Source organism: Stenotrophomonas nitritireducens, from assembly GCF_001700965.1.
GTDB lineage: Bacteria > Pseudomonadota > Gammaproteobacteria > Xanthomonadales > Xanthomonadaceae > Stenotrophomonas > Stenotrophomonas nitritireducens_A.
Genome location: NZ_CP016756.1, coordinates 2,683,325 through 2,702,079 on the forward strand (window position 1 = coordinate 2,683,325; position 18,755 = coordinate 2,702,079).

Genomic DNA, 18,755 nt, shown 5'->3' on the forward strand with positions numbered 1-18,755 from the left:
GCAAAGGGAGGGGGTAGGAGCTGCAGTTCGCAAAATGACGAGGGCTGCAGCCGTTGCCCCCTCCCTTTCGCGCAGCGAAGGGGAGGGCTGGGGAGGGGTAGCAGCTGTCGCCCTTGCTTCTACCTCACTCCACAGCCCCAGCATCAACCTCCGCAGCCGCCTTCAGCTTGCGCCGCGCATACACACGCTCATCGATCACCGCGGTGATCAGCGCGCCGCCAAAGAACACCACGCTGGCGTAGTAGATCCAGATCAGCATGATCACCAGCGTGCCCATCGAGCCATAGGCGCTGCCCGGCGCGGCATTGGCGATGTACAGGCCGATCGCATAACGGCCCAGCGCGAACAGCACCGCGGTGATGGCGCCGCCGAGGAAGGCCTGGCGCCAGTCCACCGGCCGGTCCGGCAGGTAGTGGTAGAGAAAGGCGAAGCCCAGCGCATACAGCAGCAGGGTGGTGATGTAGCCCACCGCCGGCAGGGCCGAAGGCAGGTGCGAGAAGATCACCTGCAGGGCGGTGGTCGCCACCATCGACACGATCAGCAGGAAGCCCAGCGCCAGCACCACGCCGGCGGAGAACACCCGCTTCTTCAGCCAGCCCAACACGCCCTCGAAGCGCTTGGAGTCGCTGCGGAAGATCAGGTTCAGCGCCGCCTGCAGCTGTGCGAACACCACGGTGGCGCCGATGAACAGCAGCACCAGGCTCCAGATGCCGGCGAACGAGCCCAGGTCCGGCTGCGCGCTGGCATTGGTGATCACCGTGCGCGCCACCTCGGCCACGCTGGGGCCGGCCAGCGAGCCGATCTGGTCGATAAGTGTCTGCTGTGCTGGCGGGTACAGTGAGGCGGTCAGCCACAGCAGCAGGACCAGCAGCGGCGCCAGCGACAGCAGCGTATAGAAGGCCAGTGAGGCGGCCTGGGTCATCACGTCGGTTTCGACGAAGCGGCGGACCAGGGCGGCCGGCAGGCTTTGCTGGAGCAGCTCCAGCCGGGATTTGAAGGTGTGCAGGCTAGGGCGGGTGAGGGGCATCAGGGTTTGATGGGGCGTGAAGGCAGGCCTCTGTTCTAGCAAAGCCGGGCTTCGGAGCAGGTGAATGGGGGAGGGCTTCGCAGGCTAAACCGGCCCGGAACTGTAGTGCCGAGCCATGCTCGGCATGGGCGTTACCGGCAATGCATAACGATGTGGTGTGGGAGCGGCGTAAGCAGCGAAGCTACATCCAGATCAGAAGCGGTGAAGCTCAACCCTCCCCAGCCCTCCCCTTGGCCTGCGGCCAAAGGGAGGGGGCAGAGCAGGTAGTGCCGAGCCATGCTCGGCAGGGGCTTTACCGACAATGCCCAAAATGTAGGAGCGGCGTAAGCCGCGAAGCCACATATTCCTCAGATTGCAGGCAGGCCGGTGATTCCAGCGCTGCCAGCTTCGCGGCTTATGCCGCTCCCACAAAAAAATGCAGAGGCAGAAACAACAAGGCCCGCACGTGGCGGGCCTTGTCGGTACAGGCTTGGCAGCTGGGATCAGCCGGCCAGGGCCTGCTTGACCAGCTTGGACACCAGGCCCATGTCGGCCTGGCCAGCCAGCTTGGGCTTGAGCACGCCCATCAGCTTGCCGATGTCGGCAGCGCTGGCGGCGCCGGTTTCAGCCATGGCGGCGGCAATCGCGGCCTGGATCTCGGCTTCGCCCATCTTGGCCGGCACGTAGCGTTCGATCACCACGATCTCGTCGCGCTCGATCACGGCCAGGTCTTCACGGTTGGCGGCTTCGAACTGGGTGACCGAGTCCTTGCGCTGCTTGACCATCTTGTCCAGCACGGCAATCACGTCGGCATCGGTCAGCTCGATGCGCTCATCCACTTCGCGCTGCTTGATGGCGGCATTGATCAGGCGGATCACGCCCAGCGAGTGCTTGTCGCCGCTCTTCATGGCGGCCTTCATGTCTTCGGTCAGCTGTTGCTTCAGGCTCATGGAGCACCTCTTTGGGTCGGGAATACGGGGAAGACGCCAGCTTTGCTGGCGTCTGGAACGCAAAAAGCCGGCGACGCTTGCGCGTGCCGGCTTTCACTCCAGTACGGAAGGCCGGAGCCCCCCGTTCAGGAGTTGCGTACGATCAGTACAGGCGCTGACGCTTGGTGACGTCGCGCGAGGAACGACGCAGCTGGCGCTTCACGGCAGCAGCGGCCTTGCGCTTGCGTTCCTGGGTCGGCTTTTCGTAAAACTCGCGCTTGCGGGTTTCGGCCAGCACGCCGGCCTTTTCGCAAGTGCGCTTGAAGCGGCGAAGAGCAAACTCAAAGGGTTCGTTCTCGCGGACTTTAACGCTGGGCATGGAATCTCCGGGGACTCAGTAGAAAAACCGGGTCATACCCGGTGAGCCGCGCATTATAGTCCCTTTGAACAGACGTGCAACCCCCTTGGATTTGGCGGGGGCGTCAGACAGGTCCACAATACGCCTTATGAAAGTCCTTGGCATTGAATCTTCCTGCGATGAGACGGGCGTAGCCGTCTATGACACCTCCCTTTCCGGGGCGGCCGCGCTGCGTGCGCATGCCGTTTACAGCCAGATCGCGCTACATGCTGAATACGGTGGTGTGGTGCCGGAGCTGGCCAGCCGCGACCACGTGCGCAAGACCCTGCCGCTGATCCGGCAGACCCTGGACGAGGCCGGCATCGCCATTTCCGAGATCGAGGGCGTGGCCTACACCGCCGGCCCTGGCCTGGTTGGAGCGCTGCTGGTGGGCGCCGGTGTGGCCCGGTCGCTGGCCTGGGGCCTGGATGTGCCGGCCATCGGCGTACACCATATGGAAGGCCACCTGCTGGCCCCGCTGATGGAAGACGACCCGCCGGAACCGCCGTTCGTGGCGCTGCTGGTCTCCGGCGGTCACACCCAGCTGATCGCGGTGGACGCCATCGGCAAGTACCGCCTGCTCGGTGAGACCCTCGACGATGCCGCCGGTGAGGCCTTCGACAAGACCGCCAAGATGATGGGCCTGCCGTATCCGGGCGGCCCGCAGCTGGCCAAGCTGGCCGAGCTCGGCACCCCCGGGCGCTACAAGTTCACCCGGCCGATGACCGACCGGCCCGGCCTCGATTTCAGCTTCTCCGGTTTGAAGACCCAGGTGTTGATGGCCTGGCGCGACAGCGACCAGACTGACCAGACCCGGGCCGACATCGCCCGTGGCTTCGAGGATGCGGTGGTCGATACGTTGGTGATCAAGTGCGGCCGCGCGCTGGATGCGGCCGGTTGCGATGTATTGGTGGTGGCCGGCGGCGTCGGCGCCAACAAGCGCCTGCGCGCCAAGCTGCAGGACGCCGCCCAGCGCCGTGGTGGCCGGGTCTGCTTCCCGCGCCCGGAGCTGTGCACCGACAACGGCGCGATGATCGCCTTTGCCGGCGCCCTGCGCCTGCAGGCCGGCCAGCACAGCCCGGCCGAGGTGAAGGTCACCCCGCGCTGGGATATGGCGTTGCTGCCGCCCTTGCAGGGCTGACAAGCAGGCTGCCGTGTTCGTCCACTGCAGGCTCAGTCTGCTGCCGTTACCATGTCGTATTCATTCAAAACGACAGATGCAATGGACAAGGTATTCATCGAAGGGCTGGAAATCGACGCCCTGATCGGCATCTACGACTGGGAACGGCGCATCCGCCAGACCCTGGTGTTCGATCTGGAAATGGGCTTCGACAACCGCAAGCCCGCCGCCAGCGACGACATCGTCGACACGCTGAACTACAAGGCCGTCAGCAAGCGCTTGATGGAGTTCGTGCGCGCCTCCGACTTCGGTCTGGTGGAGACGCTGGCCGAGCGCTGCGCGCAGATCGTGCTGGACGAGTTCAACGTGCAGTGGCTGCGGCTGAAGCTGAGCAAGCCCGGTGCGGTGCGCGGCGCGCGCGCGGTCGGGGTGATCATCGAGCGCAGCCGCGCTGCGGCTTGATCCCGCGCGTATCAGGCCGCGCGTCGTGTCGCACGCGGCCTGGGTGGTTTCCTGTTCGCACATTCCCCCGCTGCGGGGCCGGGCAGGGTGTTTCTGCAGTACATGTAAAAGGAAGCGAGCACGATGGCGGTAATGGGAATTCGTTGGCTGGATCAGCTGGAGAACATGCTGGCGCCGTATCCAATGGCCTATCCGGCGGTGGTGCTGGCAGGCCTGGTGCTGGTGGCGTGGTTGGCCAACTTCGTCACCAAGCGTGTGCTGCTGCGCGGCCTGCGTTCGATGATCGAACGTTTCTCCGGCCCCAATCACAACGCCAGGCAGCCGCTGCGGGTAATCGCGCGGCTGTCCAACATCGTGCCCTCGGTGGTGCTCGCCGCCGGCCTGGACATCGTGCCCGAGCTGCCGCCGGGGCTGGTCCACACCTTGAAGGCGCTGTGTCATGCTTGGACGGTGCTGACCATCGCGATGGCGGTGTCGCATGCACTGGACGCCTTCAACGATTTCTACGAACGCCGCGCCGACGCGCGCAACAAGCCGATCAAGGGCTACCTGCAGGTCGTCAAGATCGTGGTGTTCGTGTTCGCCGGGTTGTCGATCGTGGCGATCCTGGTCGGCGTGGAGCTGCTGCACCTGGTGACCGGCCTGGGTGCGGCCACCGCGGTGTTCATGCTGATCTTCCAGGACACCATCCTGTCGCTGGTGGCCAGCGTGCAGATCAGTGGCGATGGCCGCGTGCGCATCGGTGACTGGATCGAGATGCCCAGCCAGAACGCCGATGGCGACGTGATCGACATCGCGCTTCATACCGTTACCGTGCAGAACTGGGACAAGACCGTCACCACCATCCCGACCAAGAAGCTGGTCACCGAGTCGTTCAAGAACTGGCGCGGCATGCAGGAGTCAGGCGGGCGGCGGATCAAGCGTTCGATCTACCTGGACCAGCACAGCGTGCGTTTCCTCGATGGTGCCGGGCTGGAGCGGCTGGGCCAGATTGCGCTGCTGGATGATTATCTTGCCGGCAAGCAGCAGGAGCTGCAGCAATGGAACGCGCAGGTGGCACAGGCGCACCCGGAGCCGGTCAATGCGCGCCGGCTGACCAATCTGGGTACTTTCCGTGCGTACGTGGAGCTGTACCTGCGGCACAACCCCGGCATCCATCAGGACATGACCCTGCTGGTGCGGCAGATGGCACCCACCCCGCAAGGCCTACCGCTGGAGATCTACTGCTTCACCTCCTCGACCGCCTGGGCAAAGTACGAAGCCATCCAGTCCGACATGTTCGACCACCTGCTGGCGATCCTGCCGGAGTTCGGCCTGCACGTCTTCCAGGAATCCAGCGACGCGATGCTGATGACCGCACGCGATCAGCGTGACCGCCAACCGTAATGGCAGCCCCGCACTGTAGTGCCGAGCCATGCTCGGCAGGGGCCGTACCAACAAACCCGAAACACCAAACCTGCACTGTGGTGCCCAACCATGCTCGTCAGGCGAGAGGACGCACTGTAGTGCCGTGCCATGCTCGGCAGGGGCCGTACCAATAAAACCCCAGCACAGCAAAACTCAGCTCCACCACCGCAACCCGCGCGCCAACCGCTTAACGACCGGGGCGCTAGAATTCCCCGCCTGCTTGTGTATACCAAGGAACACCGGTGTCCCCCGACCGCATTGAATCCCTGATCGCGCGCATGACCGTCGACGAGAAAGTCGGCCAGCTGAGCGTATTCGCCGACATGGTCCGGCCGTTCGCGCCGGACGTGAACCCCGAAGCCAACGCAAGCAATGCCGAGCAGGTGCTGGAACAGGTGCGTGCCGGCCGCGTCGGCTCGCTGTTCAACGGCGTCGGTGCCGAACTGGGCCGGCGCTTGCAACAGGTAGCACTGGAAGAAAGCCGGCTGGGCATTCCGCTGATCCTGGCATCGGACGTGATCCATGGCATGCGCACGGTTTTCCCGATACCGCTGGGCGAAGCCGCCAGCTTCGAGCCCGAGCTGGCCCGCCGCACCGCGCGCGCCACCGCCGTGGAGGCCACTGCCGCCGGCATCCACTGGACGTATGCGCCGGCGGTGGATGTCGCCCGCGATCAGCGCTGGGGCCGGGGTGCCGAAGGTGCGGGCGAAGACGTGCTGCTGAGCTGTGAATTCGCCGCAGCCCGTGTGCGTGGCTTCCAGGGCGATGACCTGACCGCCGCCGATTCGCTGCTGGCCACACCCAAACACTTCGCCGCCTATGGCGCGGTTGCTGCGGGCATGGAATACGCGCAGGTCGATATCTCGCCGCAGACTCTGCGCGATGTGCACCTGCCGCCGTTCAAGGCCGCGTTGGATGCCGGCGCCTTGTCCCTGATGAGCGCCTTCAACGACATCAACGGCGTGCCTGCCAGCGCCAACCGCGCGCTGCTGACCGATCTGCTGCGCAACGAGTGGAAGTTCGAGGGCGTGGTGGTATCCGACTACACCGCCGACATGGAGCTGATCGCGCACGGCTATGCGGCCGATGAAGTGGACGCCACCCGCAAGGCATTCCTGGCCGGGCTGGACCTGAGCATGCAGAGCGGTTTCTACGATCAGCATCTGGCTGCGCTGGTGCACGCAGGCGAAGTACCGATGGCGGTGCTGGATGCCTCGGTACGGCGCATCCTGCGGCTGAAGGAGGCGATCGGCCTGTTCGACAACCCCTACCGTTCGCTGGACCCGGAACGCGAAGCCGATCAATCGCATATCGCCGAACATGATGCGCTGGCGCGCGATGCCGCACGGCGCTCGGTGGTGTTATTGAAGAACGAGGGTGAGCTGCTGCCGCTGAAGAAGCAGGGGCAGAAGATCGCCTTGATCGGTCCGTTCGTGCAGGACCGGGAGAATATTGAAGGTTGCTGGACGCTGTTCGGCGACAAATCGCGCTACGTCACGCTGGAAAGCGGCATGCGTGCCGCGCTCGCCGACCACGCCGGCTTGGAAGTCGTCGCCGGCTGTGACCTGGAAGCGCCACTGGACGGTGGCATCGAGGCGGCAATGGCTGCCGCACGCCGCGCCGACGTCGTGGTGCTGGCGGTTGGCGAGCCGCAGCGTTACAGCGGTGAGGCGCAGTCACGGGTGGAGATCACCTTGCCGCCGGCGCAACAGGCGCTGGCCGAAGCGGTTGCCGCTACCGGTACGCCGCTGGTGGTGGTGTTGCGCAATGGTCGCGCGCTGGCACTGCAGGGTGCGGTACGTCATGCACAGGCCATCGCGGTGAGCTGGTACCTGGGTACGCAGAACGGCCATGCGCTGGCCGACCTCCTGTTCGGCGACTACAACCCGTCGGCACGTCTGCCGGTGAGCTTCCCGCATGCGTCGGGCCAGCAACCATATTTCTACAGCCACCCGCGCAGCGGCCGCCCGGAACTGCCGACCATGTCGGAGTTCAAGTCACGCTGGCGCGAGTTTCCCAATACCGCGCTATATGCCTTCGGCCACGGCATTGGCTATACGCGTTTCGAATATGAAGCGCCGCGCCTGAGTTCAGCGCAGTTGGATTGGGATGGCGAGCTTGTCATCCGCACCCGCATACGCAACCTTGGTGCGGTGGCAGGCGAGGAGGTGGTGCAGTTGTACGTGCACGATCGCGTCGCCAGCAGGGTGCGCCCGGTGCGTGAGTTGAAGGCCTTCCGGAAAGTGGCCGTGGCAGCCGGTGAGGCGGTCGACGTGGAATTCCGGCTGGACCGACATCAGCTCGCCTTCACCGGTGTGGATGGCGAATACAGCGCCGAGCCGGGGCTGTTCGATCTCTGGGTATGCGCCTCGTCGGTAAGCGGGGAAGCTGTGAGCTTCGAGCTGCTGGGCCGCTGATCCAAACCGCCGCAGCAAGGTAGTGCCGAGCCATGCTCGGCAGAGGCTTCACCGGTAGAGCCCGCTGCCGAGGTTCTGGGCATGGCCAGCTTCGCGGCTTACGCCGCTCCTACAGGCATTCTCCCCGTCCTGCGCGCTAAGCTCCGCAGGTGTAGTGCCGAGCCATGCTCGGCAAGGGGCTTCACCGGTAAGGCCTCTGCCGAGCATGGCTCGGCACTACGGACGTTGGATGCATTGTCGGTTTCTACAACCTGGGGAATGATTGATGCCTGCAGCACCGCCTGTCTATATGCCGTGGTTGATGACGGCCGGCTTCGGCTGGTTGTATTACCGGCGTATTCGCCGCCACTTCGGCTGGCAGCCATGGCGGCCGCTGCGTAATGGCATTCGCATCGGCGTCCTGTCGCTGGTGAGCGTGATGCTGGTGTTCGCCGCGCTGTATATCCCGCATGTTGCGCTCGGTATCGGGGCAGGTGCGGTTGCCGGGATTGGCCTGGGAATATTCGCGCTCAGACACACCATGATCAGTCCGCGTGATGGTCGTCTGGGATATACGCCCAACCCCTGGATTGGCGGTGCGCTGGCGCTGTTGCTGATCGGGCGACTGGCGTGGCGCTGGTATGGCGGCGCTTTCAGCCAGGGCATGGGGCAGGGCATGGGCAATGCCAGCCCGTTGACCTTGGCCTTGGCGGCGGCCTTGATCAGTTATGGGTTGGTGCAGGCCATTGGCTTGGCCCTGCGCCTGCGCCAGACAAACGGGTAGGGGGGGGCTGGTTGTGGTGCCGAGCCATGCTCGGCAGTGGCCTTACCGGGAAAGCCCCTTGCCGAGCATGGCTCGGCACTACAGCTTCGCTGGGAAAGCCCCTGCCGAGCATGGCTCGGCACTACAGCTTCGCTGGGAAAGCCCCTGCCGAGCATGGCTCGGCACTACGGCTCAGTTGCCTTTTGGCGTCAGCTTCAGCAGCTTTGCATTGCTGCCGTCTTCCAGCAGCCACAGGGCGCCGTCCGGGCCTTGCTCCACTTCGCGGATGCGGTTGCCCATGTCGAAGCGTTCGGCCTCGCGTGCCTTGTCGCCGTCAAAGGCGACGCGAACCAGCGACTTCGACGACAGCCCGCCGATGAAGCCGCTGCCCTGCCACTGCGGGAACAACGTTCCGCTGTAGATGATGAAGCCCGCCGGGGAGATCACCTGGCGCCAGGTCACTACCGGGGCGATGAATTCCGGGCGGGTGTCGTGGTCCGGGATCGGGCGGCCGTCGTAGTGGTCGCCGTTGGAGACGATGGGGTAGCCGTAGTTACCGCCGCGCTGGATCAGGTTCAGCTCATCGCCGCCCTTGGGGCCCATCTCGTGTTCCCACAACTTGCCGTTGCCGTCGAAGGCCAGGCCGAGCACGCTGCGGTGGCCCAGCGACCAAACCTGGTCGGCGGGTGAGCCCTGCGCCACGAACGGATTGTCCGCCGGCACGCTGCCATCGTCGTTGAGGCGGATGATCTTGCCCAGGTTGGTCTTCATGTCCTGCGCCGGGTCGAACTTCTGCCGCTCGCTGGAGCTGATCCACAGCTTGCCGTCCGGGCCGAACGCCAGCCGGTGGCCGTAGTGGCCGCGGCCGCTCACCTTTGGGGTCTGCCGCCAGATTACCTGCGTGTCGGTCAGCTGGCCGCTGCCATTGGCGTCCAGCACCAGCCTGGCGCGGGCCACGGCGGCGCCGCGGGTGTCATCCTCGCCGTCTTCGGCATAGCTGTAATAAACCAGCCCGTTGCTGGCGAACTGCGGATGCGCCAGCACATCACCCAAGCCACCCTGGCCGCCATAGGCCACGGTCGGCACGCCGCTGATGTTGCTGCGCTTGCCGCTGGCCGGGTCGAAGTGGACCAGCTTGCCGCCTTTTTCGGTGACCAGCAGGCTGCCATCGGGCAGGAAGGTCATCGCCCACGGCTCGTTGAAACGGGCCACTTCGGTGGCCTTGAACGGCCATTGCGCGGGCTTTATCGCCGCTTCGGCAGCCGGGTCCGGGTCAGCGGCACAGGCGCTGGTGAACAGGGCCGGGGCCAGGGCCAGGGTCATGCTGAGCAGAAGGGTACGGGGCATGGGAGTCTCCGGAAGCGGGATGCGATACCAGTGCAGGGTTGTACACCATGCCAGCCGGTGCTGTCCCTTTGAGGTATGGGACTGGCGCACGGAATCGCTTACCGTAGCGGCCGGGCGCCCGCGGATGTTGGGCCGCTACATCCACAAAAGGGAGTTTTTAAAAGATGAGAGCACAGATCTATCGCCCCTCGGCCGCGTTCATCGCCGCCGCCTGGACCGCATTGTTGCTGGGCGCGGCAGCTTATCTGGTCGGCCTGTTCAACGCGCAGATGCTGCTCAACGAGAAGGGCTATTACCTGACCCTGCTGCTGTTCGGCCTGTTCTCGGCGGTATCGCTGCAGAAGAGCGTGCGTGACCGGCTGGAGAACATCCCGGTGAGCAGCCTGTATTACAGCCTGTGCTGGTTTGCCCTGCTGTGCGCGTTGTTGCTGCTGTTGGTGGGCTTGTGGAATGCCACCCTGCTGCTCAGTGAGAAGGGCTTCTATGGCATGTCGTTCGCGCTGTCGCTGTTCGGCGCGGTTGCCGTGCAGAAGAACACCCGCGATGTGATGGCCGCCGATGCCGCTTACGGCACCCCGCCGCTGCCGCCGCAGGAATGATCCCAAGGCCACTCCCGTCTGGCGCGGGAGTGGCTGCAGTCAATCAACTGTCGCTGGCTTGATCCTGCTCCGGGTGCTGCGCGGTGTGGCGGGCAACGATGCCGGTTGCGGTGACCCCGCCGGTGGCGTTGCCAATCGTGCAGAACACATCGGGAATGGTGTCCACCGCCAGCAATACGCCCAGCGGTTCCACCGGTAGGCCCAGGCTCTGGGTGATCGGCATGTTGTTGGTCATGAAGTTGGCCTGGCCGGGCAGGCCGGTCGAGCCCATGCTGATCGCCGCCGCCAACAACACTGCTACCGCGTACTGCGAGGCATGCACGTCGATGCCGTACAGCCAGGCGATGAAGCTGGCCACGGCGATGTACTGCGCCGGGCTGGTGATGCGGAACAGCGACACCGCCATTGGCAATACCAGCGAGGTCAAGGCGGGCGGGTAGCCCAGCCGGTTGCGCGCGCTGTCGATCATGGCCGGCAAGGAGGCCAGTGAGGACTGCGTGCTGCCGGCAATCACCTGCACCGGCACCAGCGCACTGGCGAAACGACGGATCGGCTCGCCGGCGGCGAAGCGCGCCACCACGTACAGCAGCAGGGTGATCAGGATGTAGATTACGCACATCAGCACGATGTAATAGCCCAGCACGCCGAGGATGCTCATGCCCACTTCGGCGCAGACCACGAAAACCAGCGCGAACACGCCCACCGGCGCCGCCCACAGCACCCAGCGCACGATGGTGATCATGGTGTCGGCGATGATGCGGATGATGTCGAGGATGCGCTCGCGGCGCTCGGGCTGCTGGCGGCTCAGCGCAAAGCCGAAGAACATCGCAAACGCCACCAGCGGCAGCATCGCGCTGGAGGCGGCGGCCGCCAGTGCATTGCTGGGAATCAGCGAGCTGATCCACTGCGCGGCACTGAGCGGGGTGGCGGCCGTGGTCGGCGAGCGCAGCGCATCGCGGAAAGCCTGGATGTTGTCGGCATCACGCGGCAGCAGGTCCAGCAGCAGCGGGGTGATCACCGCGGAGAACGCCGCCGAACCCACCAGCAGGATCAGGAACACGATGATCGCGTTGCGTGCGGTACGCCCGGAGGCGGCGGCATTGCTGGCGGTATTGACGCCGACGATGACCAACGCGGTCACCAAGGGCACCACCGTCATCTGCAGTGCATTGAGCCAGAGCCGGCCGATCGGGCGCAGCACGTCGGCAATCTGCAGCGCCAGCACCTGGTCATAAGCGGTCAAGGAAAGGCCGACGATGGCGGCAAGTACCAGCGCTATCAGCACCTTGACCGGTGCAGAGACCTTTGGGGATTTTGCGGGTGCGCTGTCGGTCATGAAGGGAAGGCTTGGCTAAAGGAAGGGAAGATGCCCTGAACGGGACAAATGCTCAACGAGCGGTTTCTGAAAGTGGCGGCAGGCCCCAGCTTTTCTGCAGGCGCTGGTACTGCGCAGCGGGCAACAGCACGAACAACGGCTTGGCCTGCGGCGACAGCCACGACAGCAGCGCCGACATGCGCTCGGGCTCCATCGCGGTGCAACCGGCGGTGGCTTCGCCCGGCTGGCGCCACAGGTGGGCGAAGATGCAGCTGCCCTGGCCGGGCACCGCGGCAGCGTTGTGTTCGATGACGAAACCTTCGCGATAACGGCGGTCGCCATTGTTGTGCAGGTCCAGCCGCATGGCTTCGGTAGAGCCTTTCACCGCGTCCTCGCCGACCTTGCTGACGTCGACGATCTGGTTGTACAGCGGCGAGGCGGGCACATCCATGCAGTAGCTGCTGGCCAGCATCGGCTGGTAGGGCATCTGGCTGCTGATGTGTTCGGCATAGCCAAAGGCCGGGCCGATGTTGAAGATGCCTGCCGGGCTGCGGCCATCGCCTTCGCGCTTGTGCGGGCCGTCCTGCTGCTGCGGATGCACGCCAACACCCCAGGCGCTGCCGCTGCGGCCCAGGGCGACATCGAAGCCGGCGTCGTGGGCTTTCCAGCCGCCGTCAGTACGCTCGAATGCCTGCAAATGCCCGTTGGTCGCATCCCAGCCGGGAGAAGTGACCACGATCAGTTGGCGGGCATTGTGCACCGGTGTAGCGAACGGCGCAGCGATGCTGAGCGGTGCGATGACCATCAACATGCAGCCCAGCAGTTGACGGATGTTGCGTTGGTGGAAGCTGGACATGAGGTTGGTTCCTGCGCTCAGTTGTCGATCAGGTGCTGGATGCGTTCCTGGTTCATCGCCAGCTGCCGTTGCCGGTCCGGATTGGCCTGGCACAACAGTACGAACACGAAATCCAGCAGGTACTGCAGCGAGCTGCGGTAGAGCAGTTGGGCCACAGGGGGTTGCGGGTCGTGTGCGCAGATGGCCAGCGAGGCATCGGCATGTGCACGCAGCGGATTGGCGGTGTGGCGGGTGATCGAAACCACCTTGCCGCCCACTTCCTGGAACTGCCGCGACAACTGCCACAGTTGCGGCAGCTTGCCGAATTCGGAGAACACCAGCAGCGCGTCACCGGCCCGCGCGGCGGACAGGTTGGCGGTCATCAGGATGGGATCGGCCTGCTGCACGGTGAGGATGCCGAGCAGCGACAGGCGCATGGCGAATTCGCGCGCATACAGGCCGTCATCGCCCAGGCCATAGATGAAGACTTTGGGAGCGGTGTCGACAAGTGCGATGACCGCTTCCACGTCCGCCTGCGAATTGGCGGCCATGGTTTCTTCTTCGGCCGCTGCCTTGGCGCGGCGCAGGGTTTCGGCCACCAGCAGATAGCCGCCTGGCTGGTCTTCCGGCGGCCAATGGGTGCTTTCACCGTTGCCGGCGGCAGCCACGGCGGCACCGACCGAGTACTTCAGGTCGGGATAGCCCTTGAAGCCGAGTTTCTGGCTGAACTTGACCACGCTGGACTGGCTGATATCCAGCGCGTTTGCCAGCTGCTGCGAGGAGTAGTCGCGCAGCAGGTGGGCGTTGTCGAGGATGAAGTCGGCAATGCGACGTTCGATGGCCGACATCTGTTCGCGCTCGGAGCGGATTTTTACCAGGGGTGGCATGGGCGTGTTGGTATTTATCTGCTGAAGACTTTAAGGGATTGCACTGGTGAGCGGAGCAGCGCGTCACCCCCGACCTTGCACGAAGCACCAGAAAGGGCCAGGGAGCTGCAGCTTTGGCTTTGCTTCTGCTCCAGCTCCCTCCCTTGCACGAAGTGCAGGGGAGGGTTGGGGAGGGGTAGCTCCTGCAGTTGGTTCGGTTCCAGCTTTTGCCGTCGCTTCTGCTTTTGCCGTTGCTTCTGCCCTTGCCTTTGCCCTTGCTCTACCGGGTCCCCTTCCGCAGCGACGGAGCTGGCAGACAAGACCCCGAATGGGGCGACGTGCAAGGAAGCACGTCGTTTTTCGACGAGACAGGGACGTCTCGTTGAAAAATCCTGCCAGCGGAGTGGACCTGGAGCGCGTAGCGCGGAAGGCGCGTAGGCAGGGTGTGCTTTCTTTTGGTTATCTTTTCTTTGCACAAGCAAAGAAAAGTAACTCGCTCCCCGAAGGGGAGAGAAAGCCTTTGCTCTGGCTTTTAATGTTTTCTGCAAGTCGGAGCGAAAACTGAAGCCAAGGCCAAGGCGAAGGCGAAGGCGAAGGCAAGAGCTTTCGCTCCCCTTCGGGGCGCGAGCACACCTTTCTTTGCTTGTGCAAAGAAAGGTGGCCCAAAGAAAGCACACCCTGCCTCCGCGCCCACGCCGCTGCGCGACGCGGGTCCACTCCGCCGCCGGGATTTTTCGACGAGACGTCCCTGTCTCGTCGAAAAACGACGTGCATCCATGCACGTCGCCCCTGCGGGGTCTTGTCCGTCGGCTCCGTCGCTGCGGAAGGGGACCCGGTAGGGCAAAGGCTGGAGCAACGGCAACGGCAACGGCAACGGCAACGGCAGGAGCAGGAGCAGGAGCAGGAGCAAAAACTACCCCTCCCCAACCCTCCCCTGTGCTGCGCGCAAGGGAGGGGGCTGAAGCAGATGCCGAAGGCTGGGCAACTCCACAAAACAAAACAGCGCCGGGCGTTGCCGGCGCTGTATCAGTTCGTTCCGCATGCGCGACCACGGCGGCGGCAACCGGGGAGAGAACGGTTGCCGCCTGCGTGATCACGGCTTGATCATCTCCAGCCCGCGTACCTCGATGATGCCCAGGCCCGGCGCGTCGGTGATGCTGATCTCCGATTCATTGAAGATCACCCCGCCTACCACCGGATTGAACTGGCTCAACGAGGGCCCATCCAGATCCACCTTGCTGATCGCGCCCGACTTGGCCACACCCAGGTGCACCGCCGCCGCCACGCTGATGCTGGATTCCAGCATGCAGCCGATCATGCATGGCACGCCGTACAGCGAGGCAATATCGGCAATCTTGATCGCGTTGGAAATGCCGCCGGTCTTCATCAGCTTGATGTTGATGATGTCGGCCGCACCCTGTTGGATGAGGTCAAACACCTGGTGCGGGCTGAACACGCTTTCGTCGGCCATCACCGGCGTGTTGACGCGCTCGGTGACGTACTTCATGCCGGCGATATCCGCCGCCTTCACCGGCTGCTCCAGCAGCTCCAGCACAACGCCGGCGTTCTCCAGCACGTTCATCGCGTACACCGCCTGCTTGGCGGTCCAGCCCTGGTTTGCATCCAGGCGCAGCAGGGCGCGGCCTTCGACGGCGGCGTGGATCGCCTTGACCCGCTCGATGTCCAGGCCGATGTCCTTGCCTACCTTGATCTTCAGCGACTCGAAGCCTCGGTCCAGCGCGGACAGCGAATCGGCCACCATTTTGTCGATGTAATCCACGCTGATGGTGATGTCGGTGGTGATCACCGGATCGCCACCGCCCAGCATCTGGTACAGCGGTGCGCCGTGCAGCTGCGCCCACAGATCGTAGATGGCGATTTCCACCGCCGCCTTGGCGCTGGTGTTGCGCTCCAGCGAGGTCTGTATCAAGCCGCAGATGCGGTTGAGGTTGCTGATGTCCTCGCCGATCAGGCGCGGCTTGATGAAGCTGTTGATGGCTTCGATGATCGAGCCGTGCGTATCGCCGGTGATCACCGCCGTGGCCGGGGCCTCGCCGTAACCGGTGTTGCCGCTGTCGGTGCGTACCAACACCACGATGTCTTCCACCGTTTCCACGGTGCGCAACGCGGTTTTGAACGGGGTTTTCAACGGCACGCGGAGCATGCCCAGTTCGATATCGGTGATCTTCATTTGGTGTCTTGCAGGCGGATGCGCTGGATGTTGGTCATGCGGTCGATGTAGCTGGCGCTGTCGCTGGCCATCATCGGCTGTAGCGGGGTCACCGATACGCCGTTGAGGCTGGCATGCACGCGCTTGCCGCTGGCGTCGAACCAGCTGCCACCGGAAGTATCGTGGATCACCCAGGTCATGCCATTGGCCTGGCCGAGCATCATCATCACGTGGCCGGGGATGTAGATCAGGTCGCCCACCTGCAGCTTGGCGATGGCCTCATTGCGCGTGGCCTTGTTGTCCTTGTCGGTAAACGGCACGCGGTTCAAGGCCGGGCTGATTGCCTGCGCGCTGGTATTGCGCGGCAGCAGCACGCCAAAGCTGCGGTAGATCTCCGAGACGAAGCCGCTGCAGTCGCGGGTGTCGTAGGAGTGGCCCCAGCCATAGCGCTCGCCGAGGAATTTGAAAGCCTGGGTGATCAGGTTGGCCTGGGTCAGCGGCAGGTAGTCGCTGGCCGATTCCTGCGAGCGCGGCAGCAAGGCCGGCACCAGCGCCAGGCTGCCATCGACATTGCGAACCGGCAGCTGGATGACGTGACCGGCGTGGGCCTGTTGGCCATTCACCGGATCCATCACCGGCCAATCGGCCAGTACCGGCACGCGCACGCCCATTTCCAGCTGAAGGTCGGACACGCGCGGCTCTTCTGGCGTATGCGCGGTGAAGGCCTTGCCGGCCGTGATCACCCGGTACGGGCCCTTGGCGCCGTAGCCGAACACCTGCTCGGCGCTGCCGACGCCGACGAAGCGCTTCTCCATCCACGCCGCATAGCGTTCGCTGGCGATGAATACCCACTTGCCGTCGGCGCTTTCGTGCAACACCGCCACCGCGTCGCCGGGGAACAGCGCCGACTCCTGGAAGCGGTCGATATCGGTATCGCCCTGGCTGCTGAACACGCGCAGCTCGGTGGGGAAGGCACGCAGTGCGGCGCGGTGCACGACCAGGCCGTACTGGATCGGCCGGCTGGCCGGAACCGCGTCCAGACCAAGGTTGGCGGTAACCGCCTGCAACTGGGCGGCGCCGACCTCGCGACCCTTGACGTCATACAGGGTGCGGCTGGGCGCGCGCGAAATCTTGCCGATCTGCTCGCGCACCCATACTTGTGGCAGTAGCGCCGGCAGCGTGTGCAGGTCGATGATGGAGGCATCGAGCTGGCGCATGCGCGCGTTCTGCGCGTCGATCGCGGCCCGGTCCATGATCAGCGCGTCGGCGTTTGGCAGCTTGGCAACCCACGGTTGCGGCGTCAGCAGGCCGGGTTCCAGGCCGATGATGCCGGCGTAGCCGGGTGCTACGGTGGCCGCCGGTGGTGGCGACAAGGCGAAAACCGGCCCGGCACACAGTGCCGTGGCAAGGAGCAAAGCCCGCGCAAGCGGGGCGAGACGTCGGCGCTGCGACAGCGGCGGCAAAGCGGGCATTGAGAGTTCCCCTCGTTGATGCTCTGGAATATTTATTCCTTTCTCTCGTGAAAGCAAGAATAAATTATTGACCGTGTACCGGGTGCGTGTTAAACAGCGTTAACCACCCCGCACGTGGAAGTGTTGCCGTGGCATCAAACGCCGATTCTGCCCGCTTTGCCCGCGTCCCGTTTGTCCGCAAGGTCCTCGCCACTGCGTTGTGCATCGGCATGGCCTGCGCCGCCCATGCCGCCGAGGCACCTCCCAAGCCCTTGCCCGAGCTTGCCGCACGCGTGGACCGTGGCGACTTTGCCGGTGCCCAGGCGGAGATCGACAAGGCCTTGGCCGCGCCGGGCGTGGATGCCGATACCCGCGCGTCTTACCTGTTCCAGCAGGAGCGCATGCGCCGTATCCGCCTGGATTTCAGCCTCGACGAAGCCCAGGCCAAGGCTGCCGTGCGCAAGTCGGTGCCGGACCTGCGCGATGAAGAGTTCGCCGCCTGGGATGCTGCCGGGCTGCTCGAGCACCTGGACATCGATGGCCAGCGCCGCTGGTTCAAGCGCGCGCCCAATAATCTATTCCTGTTCAGTAGCGAGGCCTCCAACCGACGCCCGGCGGACAAGCGCGTCTCCCGGCCCGGCCCGTACGAACGTCTGGGCGCGCACCATATCGAGGTGATCAAGGCCTCGGAGCAGAGCGGCCAGTCCAGCCTCAGCCCGCGCCGGGTGCGTGTTACCCAGTCGATCAAGGTCGATGCCGATGCGGTACCCGCCGGGCAGACCGTGCGTGCGTGGCTGCCGTATCCGCGGTCGATACCCGGCCAGCAGGAGAACATCCAATGGCTGGCCAGCGTGCCGCAGGGCGCGCAGATCGCGCCGGAAGACACGCTGCAGCGCACCGCCTATCTGGAGCGCAAGGCTGTTGCCGGCACGCCGACCGAGTTTTCGGTCAGCTATGAGCTGACGATCTCCGCGCGCCGTTTCATCATCGACCCGGACAAGGTGCTGCCCACGCCGCGGGACCCGGCGCTTGCGCCCTACCTTGCCGAACGCGCACCGCATGTGGTGTTCACCCCGGCCATGCGTGAGTTCTCGCGCAAGGCGGTGGGCAATGAAACCAATCCCTACCGCGTGGCCAAGAAACTGTTCGACGCGGTGGATGCGATTCCCTGGGGCGGTGCACGCGAATACTCGACGATCAGCAATATCTCCGACTACGCGCTGCATGCCGGTCACGCCGATTGCGGCCAGCAGACCTTGCTGCTGATCTCACTGCTGCGCATGAACGGTATTCCGGCGCGCTGGCAGTCGGGCATGGTCTATTCGGACAACGAGGTCGGCTACAACAACCTGCACGATTGGGGTGCGCTCTATCTTGCGCCCTACGGCTGGGTGCCGATGGATGTAAGCACCGGCGCACTCAACAGCGACCTGCCGGCGCAGCGCAATTTCTATTTCGGCGGGCTGGATGCCTACCGCATCGCGTTCAACGATGACTACTCACGCGCGTTCGTGCCTGCCAAGCAGCACTTCCGTTCGGAGACCGTTGATCTGCAACGAGGTGAGGTTGAGTGGGAAGGGGGGAACCTTTACTTCAACCAGTGGCAATACGACTTCGAGACCGAGATTTTGGCGCCGGGGTCCAAGTAATAGAACGTCGTAACCGTTGTCTTACTTACCGATCTACATCTGC

Annotated in this window: 16 protein-coding genes; 7 read left to right on the plus strand and 9 right to left on the minus strand. The window is 64.5% G+C overall.

Annotated elements, in window-relative coordinates; translation table 11 throughout:
* Positions 1-124: 124 nt before the first annotated feature.
* The 3 genes from BCV67_RS11230 to rpsU form a co-directional block, all read right to left on the minus strand.
* Positions 125-1,027, minus strand: coding sequence for a YihY/virulence factor BrkB family protein (locus BCV67_RS11230; RefSeq protein WP_062170352.1), 903 nt, complete (start codon positions 1,025-1,027; stop codon positions 125-127).
* 482 nt (positions 1,028-1,509) lie between these two features.
* A complete protein-coding gene (locus tag BCV67_RS11235) occupies positions 1,510-1,956 on the minus strand; it encodes a GatB/YqeY domain-containing protein (RefSeq protein ID WP_062170351.1) in 447 nt (148 codons plus the stop codon).
* Between the two features lie 142 nt (positions 1,957-2,098).
* Positions 2,099-2,314 carry a 30S ribosomal protein S21 gene (rpsU, locus tag BCV67_RS11240; protein ID WP_002808376.1) on the minus strand — a complete coding sequence of 72 codons (216 nt, stop codon included), beginning with the start codon at positions 2,312-2,314 and terminating at the stop codon, positions 2,099-2,101.
* Positions 2,315-2,441: 127 nt separating this feature from the next.
* Between rpsU and tsaD the strand changes: the two genes are divergently transcribed.
* From tsaD to BCV67_RS11265, 5 genes are all read left to right on the plus strand, one after another.
* Positions 2,442-3,473, plus strand: coding sequence for a tRNA (adenosine(37)-N6)-threonylcarbamoyltransferase complex transferase subunit TsaD (gene tsaD, locus BCV67_RS11245; protein ID WP_062170349.1), 1,032 nt, complete (start codon positions 2,442-2,444; stop codon positions 3,471-3,473).
* Positions 3,474-3,554: 81 nt separating this feature from the next.
* Positions 3,555-3,914 carry a dihydroneopterin aldolase gene (gene folB / locus BCV67_RS11250; RefSeq protein WP_062170347.1) on the plus strand — a complete coding sequence of 120 codons (360 nt, stop codon included), beginning with the start codon at positions 3,555-3,557 and terminating at the stop codon, positions 3,912-3,914.
* A gap of 123 nt (positions 3,915-4,037) precedes the next feature.
* A complete protein-coding gene (locus BCV67_RS11255) occupies positions 4,038-5,300 on the plus strand; it encodes a mechanosensitive ion channel family protein (RefSeq protein WP_156455888.1) in 1,263 nt (420 codons plus the stop codon).
* A 263-nt stretch (positions 5,301-5,563) separates the two neighbouring features.
* Positions 5,564-7,738, plus strand: a complete 2,175-nt coding sequence (locus BCV67_RS11260) for a glycoside hydrolase family 3 N-terminal domain-containing protein (RefSeq protein ID WP_062170342.1) — start codon at positions 5,564-5,566, stop codon at positions 7,736-7,738.
* Between the two features lie 265 nt (positions 7,739-8,003).
* Positions 8,004-8,501: a hypothetical protein gene (locus BCV67_RS11265; RefSeq protein WP_062170340.1), complete on the plus strand. Its 498-nt coding sequence runs from the start codon at positions 8,004-8,006 to the stop codon at positions 8,499-8,501.
* Positions 8,502-8,672: 171 nt separating this feature from the next.
* On the opposite strand, the gene BCV67_RS11270 is transcribed toward BCV67_RS11265, so the two are convergent.
* The gene (locus BCV67_RS11270; protein ID WP_062170338.1) at positions 8,673-9,827 is read right to left on the minus strand and encodes a PQQ-dependent sugar dehydrogenase; all 1,155 of its coding nucleotides are present in this window, start codon (positions 9,825-9,827) and stop codon (positions 8,673-8,675) included.
* A 164-nt stretch (positions 9,828-9,991) separates the two neighbouring features.
* Here BCV67_RS11270 and yiaA point away from each other — a divergent pair, with 164 nt between their 5' ends.
* On the plus strand, positions 9,992-10,426 hold the full coding sequence (yiaA, locus tag BCV67_RS11275) for an inner membrane protein YiaA (protein ID WP_062170336.1): 435 nt from the start codon (positions 9,992-9,994) through the stop codon (positions 10,424-10,426).
* A 43-nt stretch (positions 10,427-10,469) separates the two neighbouring features.
* Here the strand turns inward: yiaA and BCV67_RS11280 are convergent, their stop codons facing one another.
* From BCV67_RS11280 to BCV67_RS11305, 5 genes are all read right to left on the minus strand, one after another.
* Positions 10,470-11,762 carry a dicarboxylate/amino acid:cation symporter gene (locus BCV67_RS11280; RefSeq protein ID WP_062170334.1) on the minus strand — a complete coding sequence of 431 codons (1,293 nt, stop codon included), beginning with the start codon at positions 11,760-11,762 and terminating at the stop codon, positions 10,470-10,472.
* 52 nt (positions 11,763-11,814) lie between these two features.
* Positions 11,815-12,552, minus strand: a complete 738-nt coding sequence (locus tag BCV67_RS11285) for a L,D-transpeptidase family protein (protein ID WP_428999517.1) — start codon at positions 12,550-12,552, stop codon at positions 11,815-11,817.
* A 62-nt stretch (positions 12,553-12,614) separates the two neighbouring features.
* Positions 12,615-13,463, minus strand: a complete 849-nt coding sequence (locus tag BCV67_RS11290; protein ID WP_062170330.1) for a MurR/RpiR family transcriptional regulator — start codon at positions 13,461-13,463, stop codon at positions 12,615-12,617.
* 1,072 nt (positions 13,464-14,535) lie between these two features.
* Positions 14,536-15,633 (minus strand): dipeptide epimerase, encoded by a 1,098-nt coding sequence (locus BCV67_RS11300; RefSeq protein ID WP_062170326.1) that lies wholly within the window; start codon positions 15,631-15,633, stop codon positions 14,536-14,538.
* The gene (locus tag BCV67_RS11305; RefSeq protein WP_062170324.1) at positions 15,630-17,084 is read right to left on the minus strand and encodes an SH3 domain-containing protein; all 1,455 of its coding nucleotides are present in this window, start codon (positions 17,082-17,084) and stop codon (positions 15,630-15,632) included. Before BCV67_RS11305 ends, BCV67_RS11300 begins: the two co-directional genes overlap by 4 nt.
* 209 nt (positions 17,085-17,293) lie before the next feature.
* Between BCV67_RS11305 and BCV67_RS11310 the strand changes: the two genes are divergently transcribed.
* Positions 17,294-18,712 carry a transglutaminase-like domain-containing protein gene (locus tag BCV67_RS11310; protein ID WP_062171860.1) on the plus strand — a complete coding sequence of 473 codons (1,419 nt, stop codon included), beginning with the start codon at positions 17,294-17,296 and terminating at the stop codon, positions 18,710-18,712.
* The last annotated feature ends 43 nt before the right edge of the window (positions 18,713-18,755 follow it).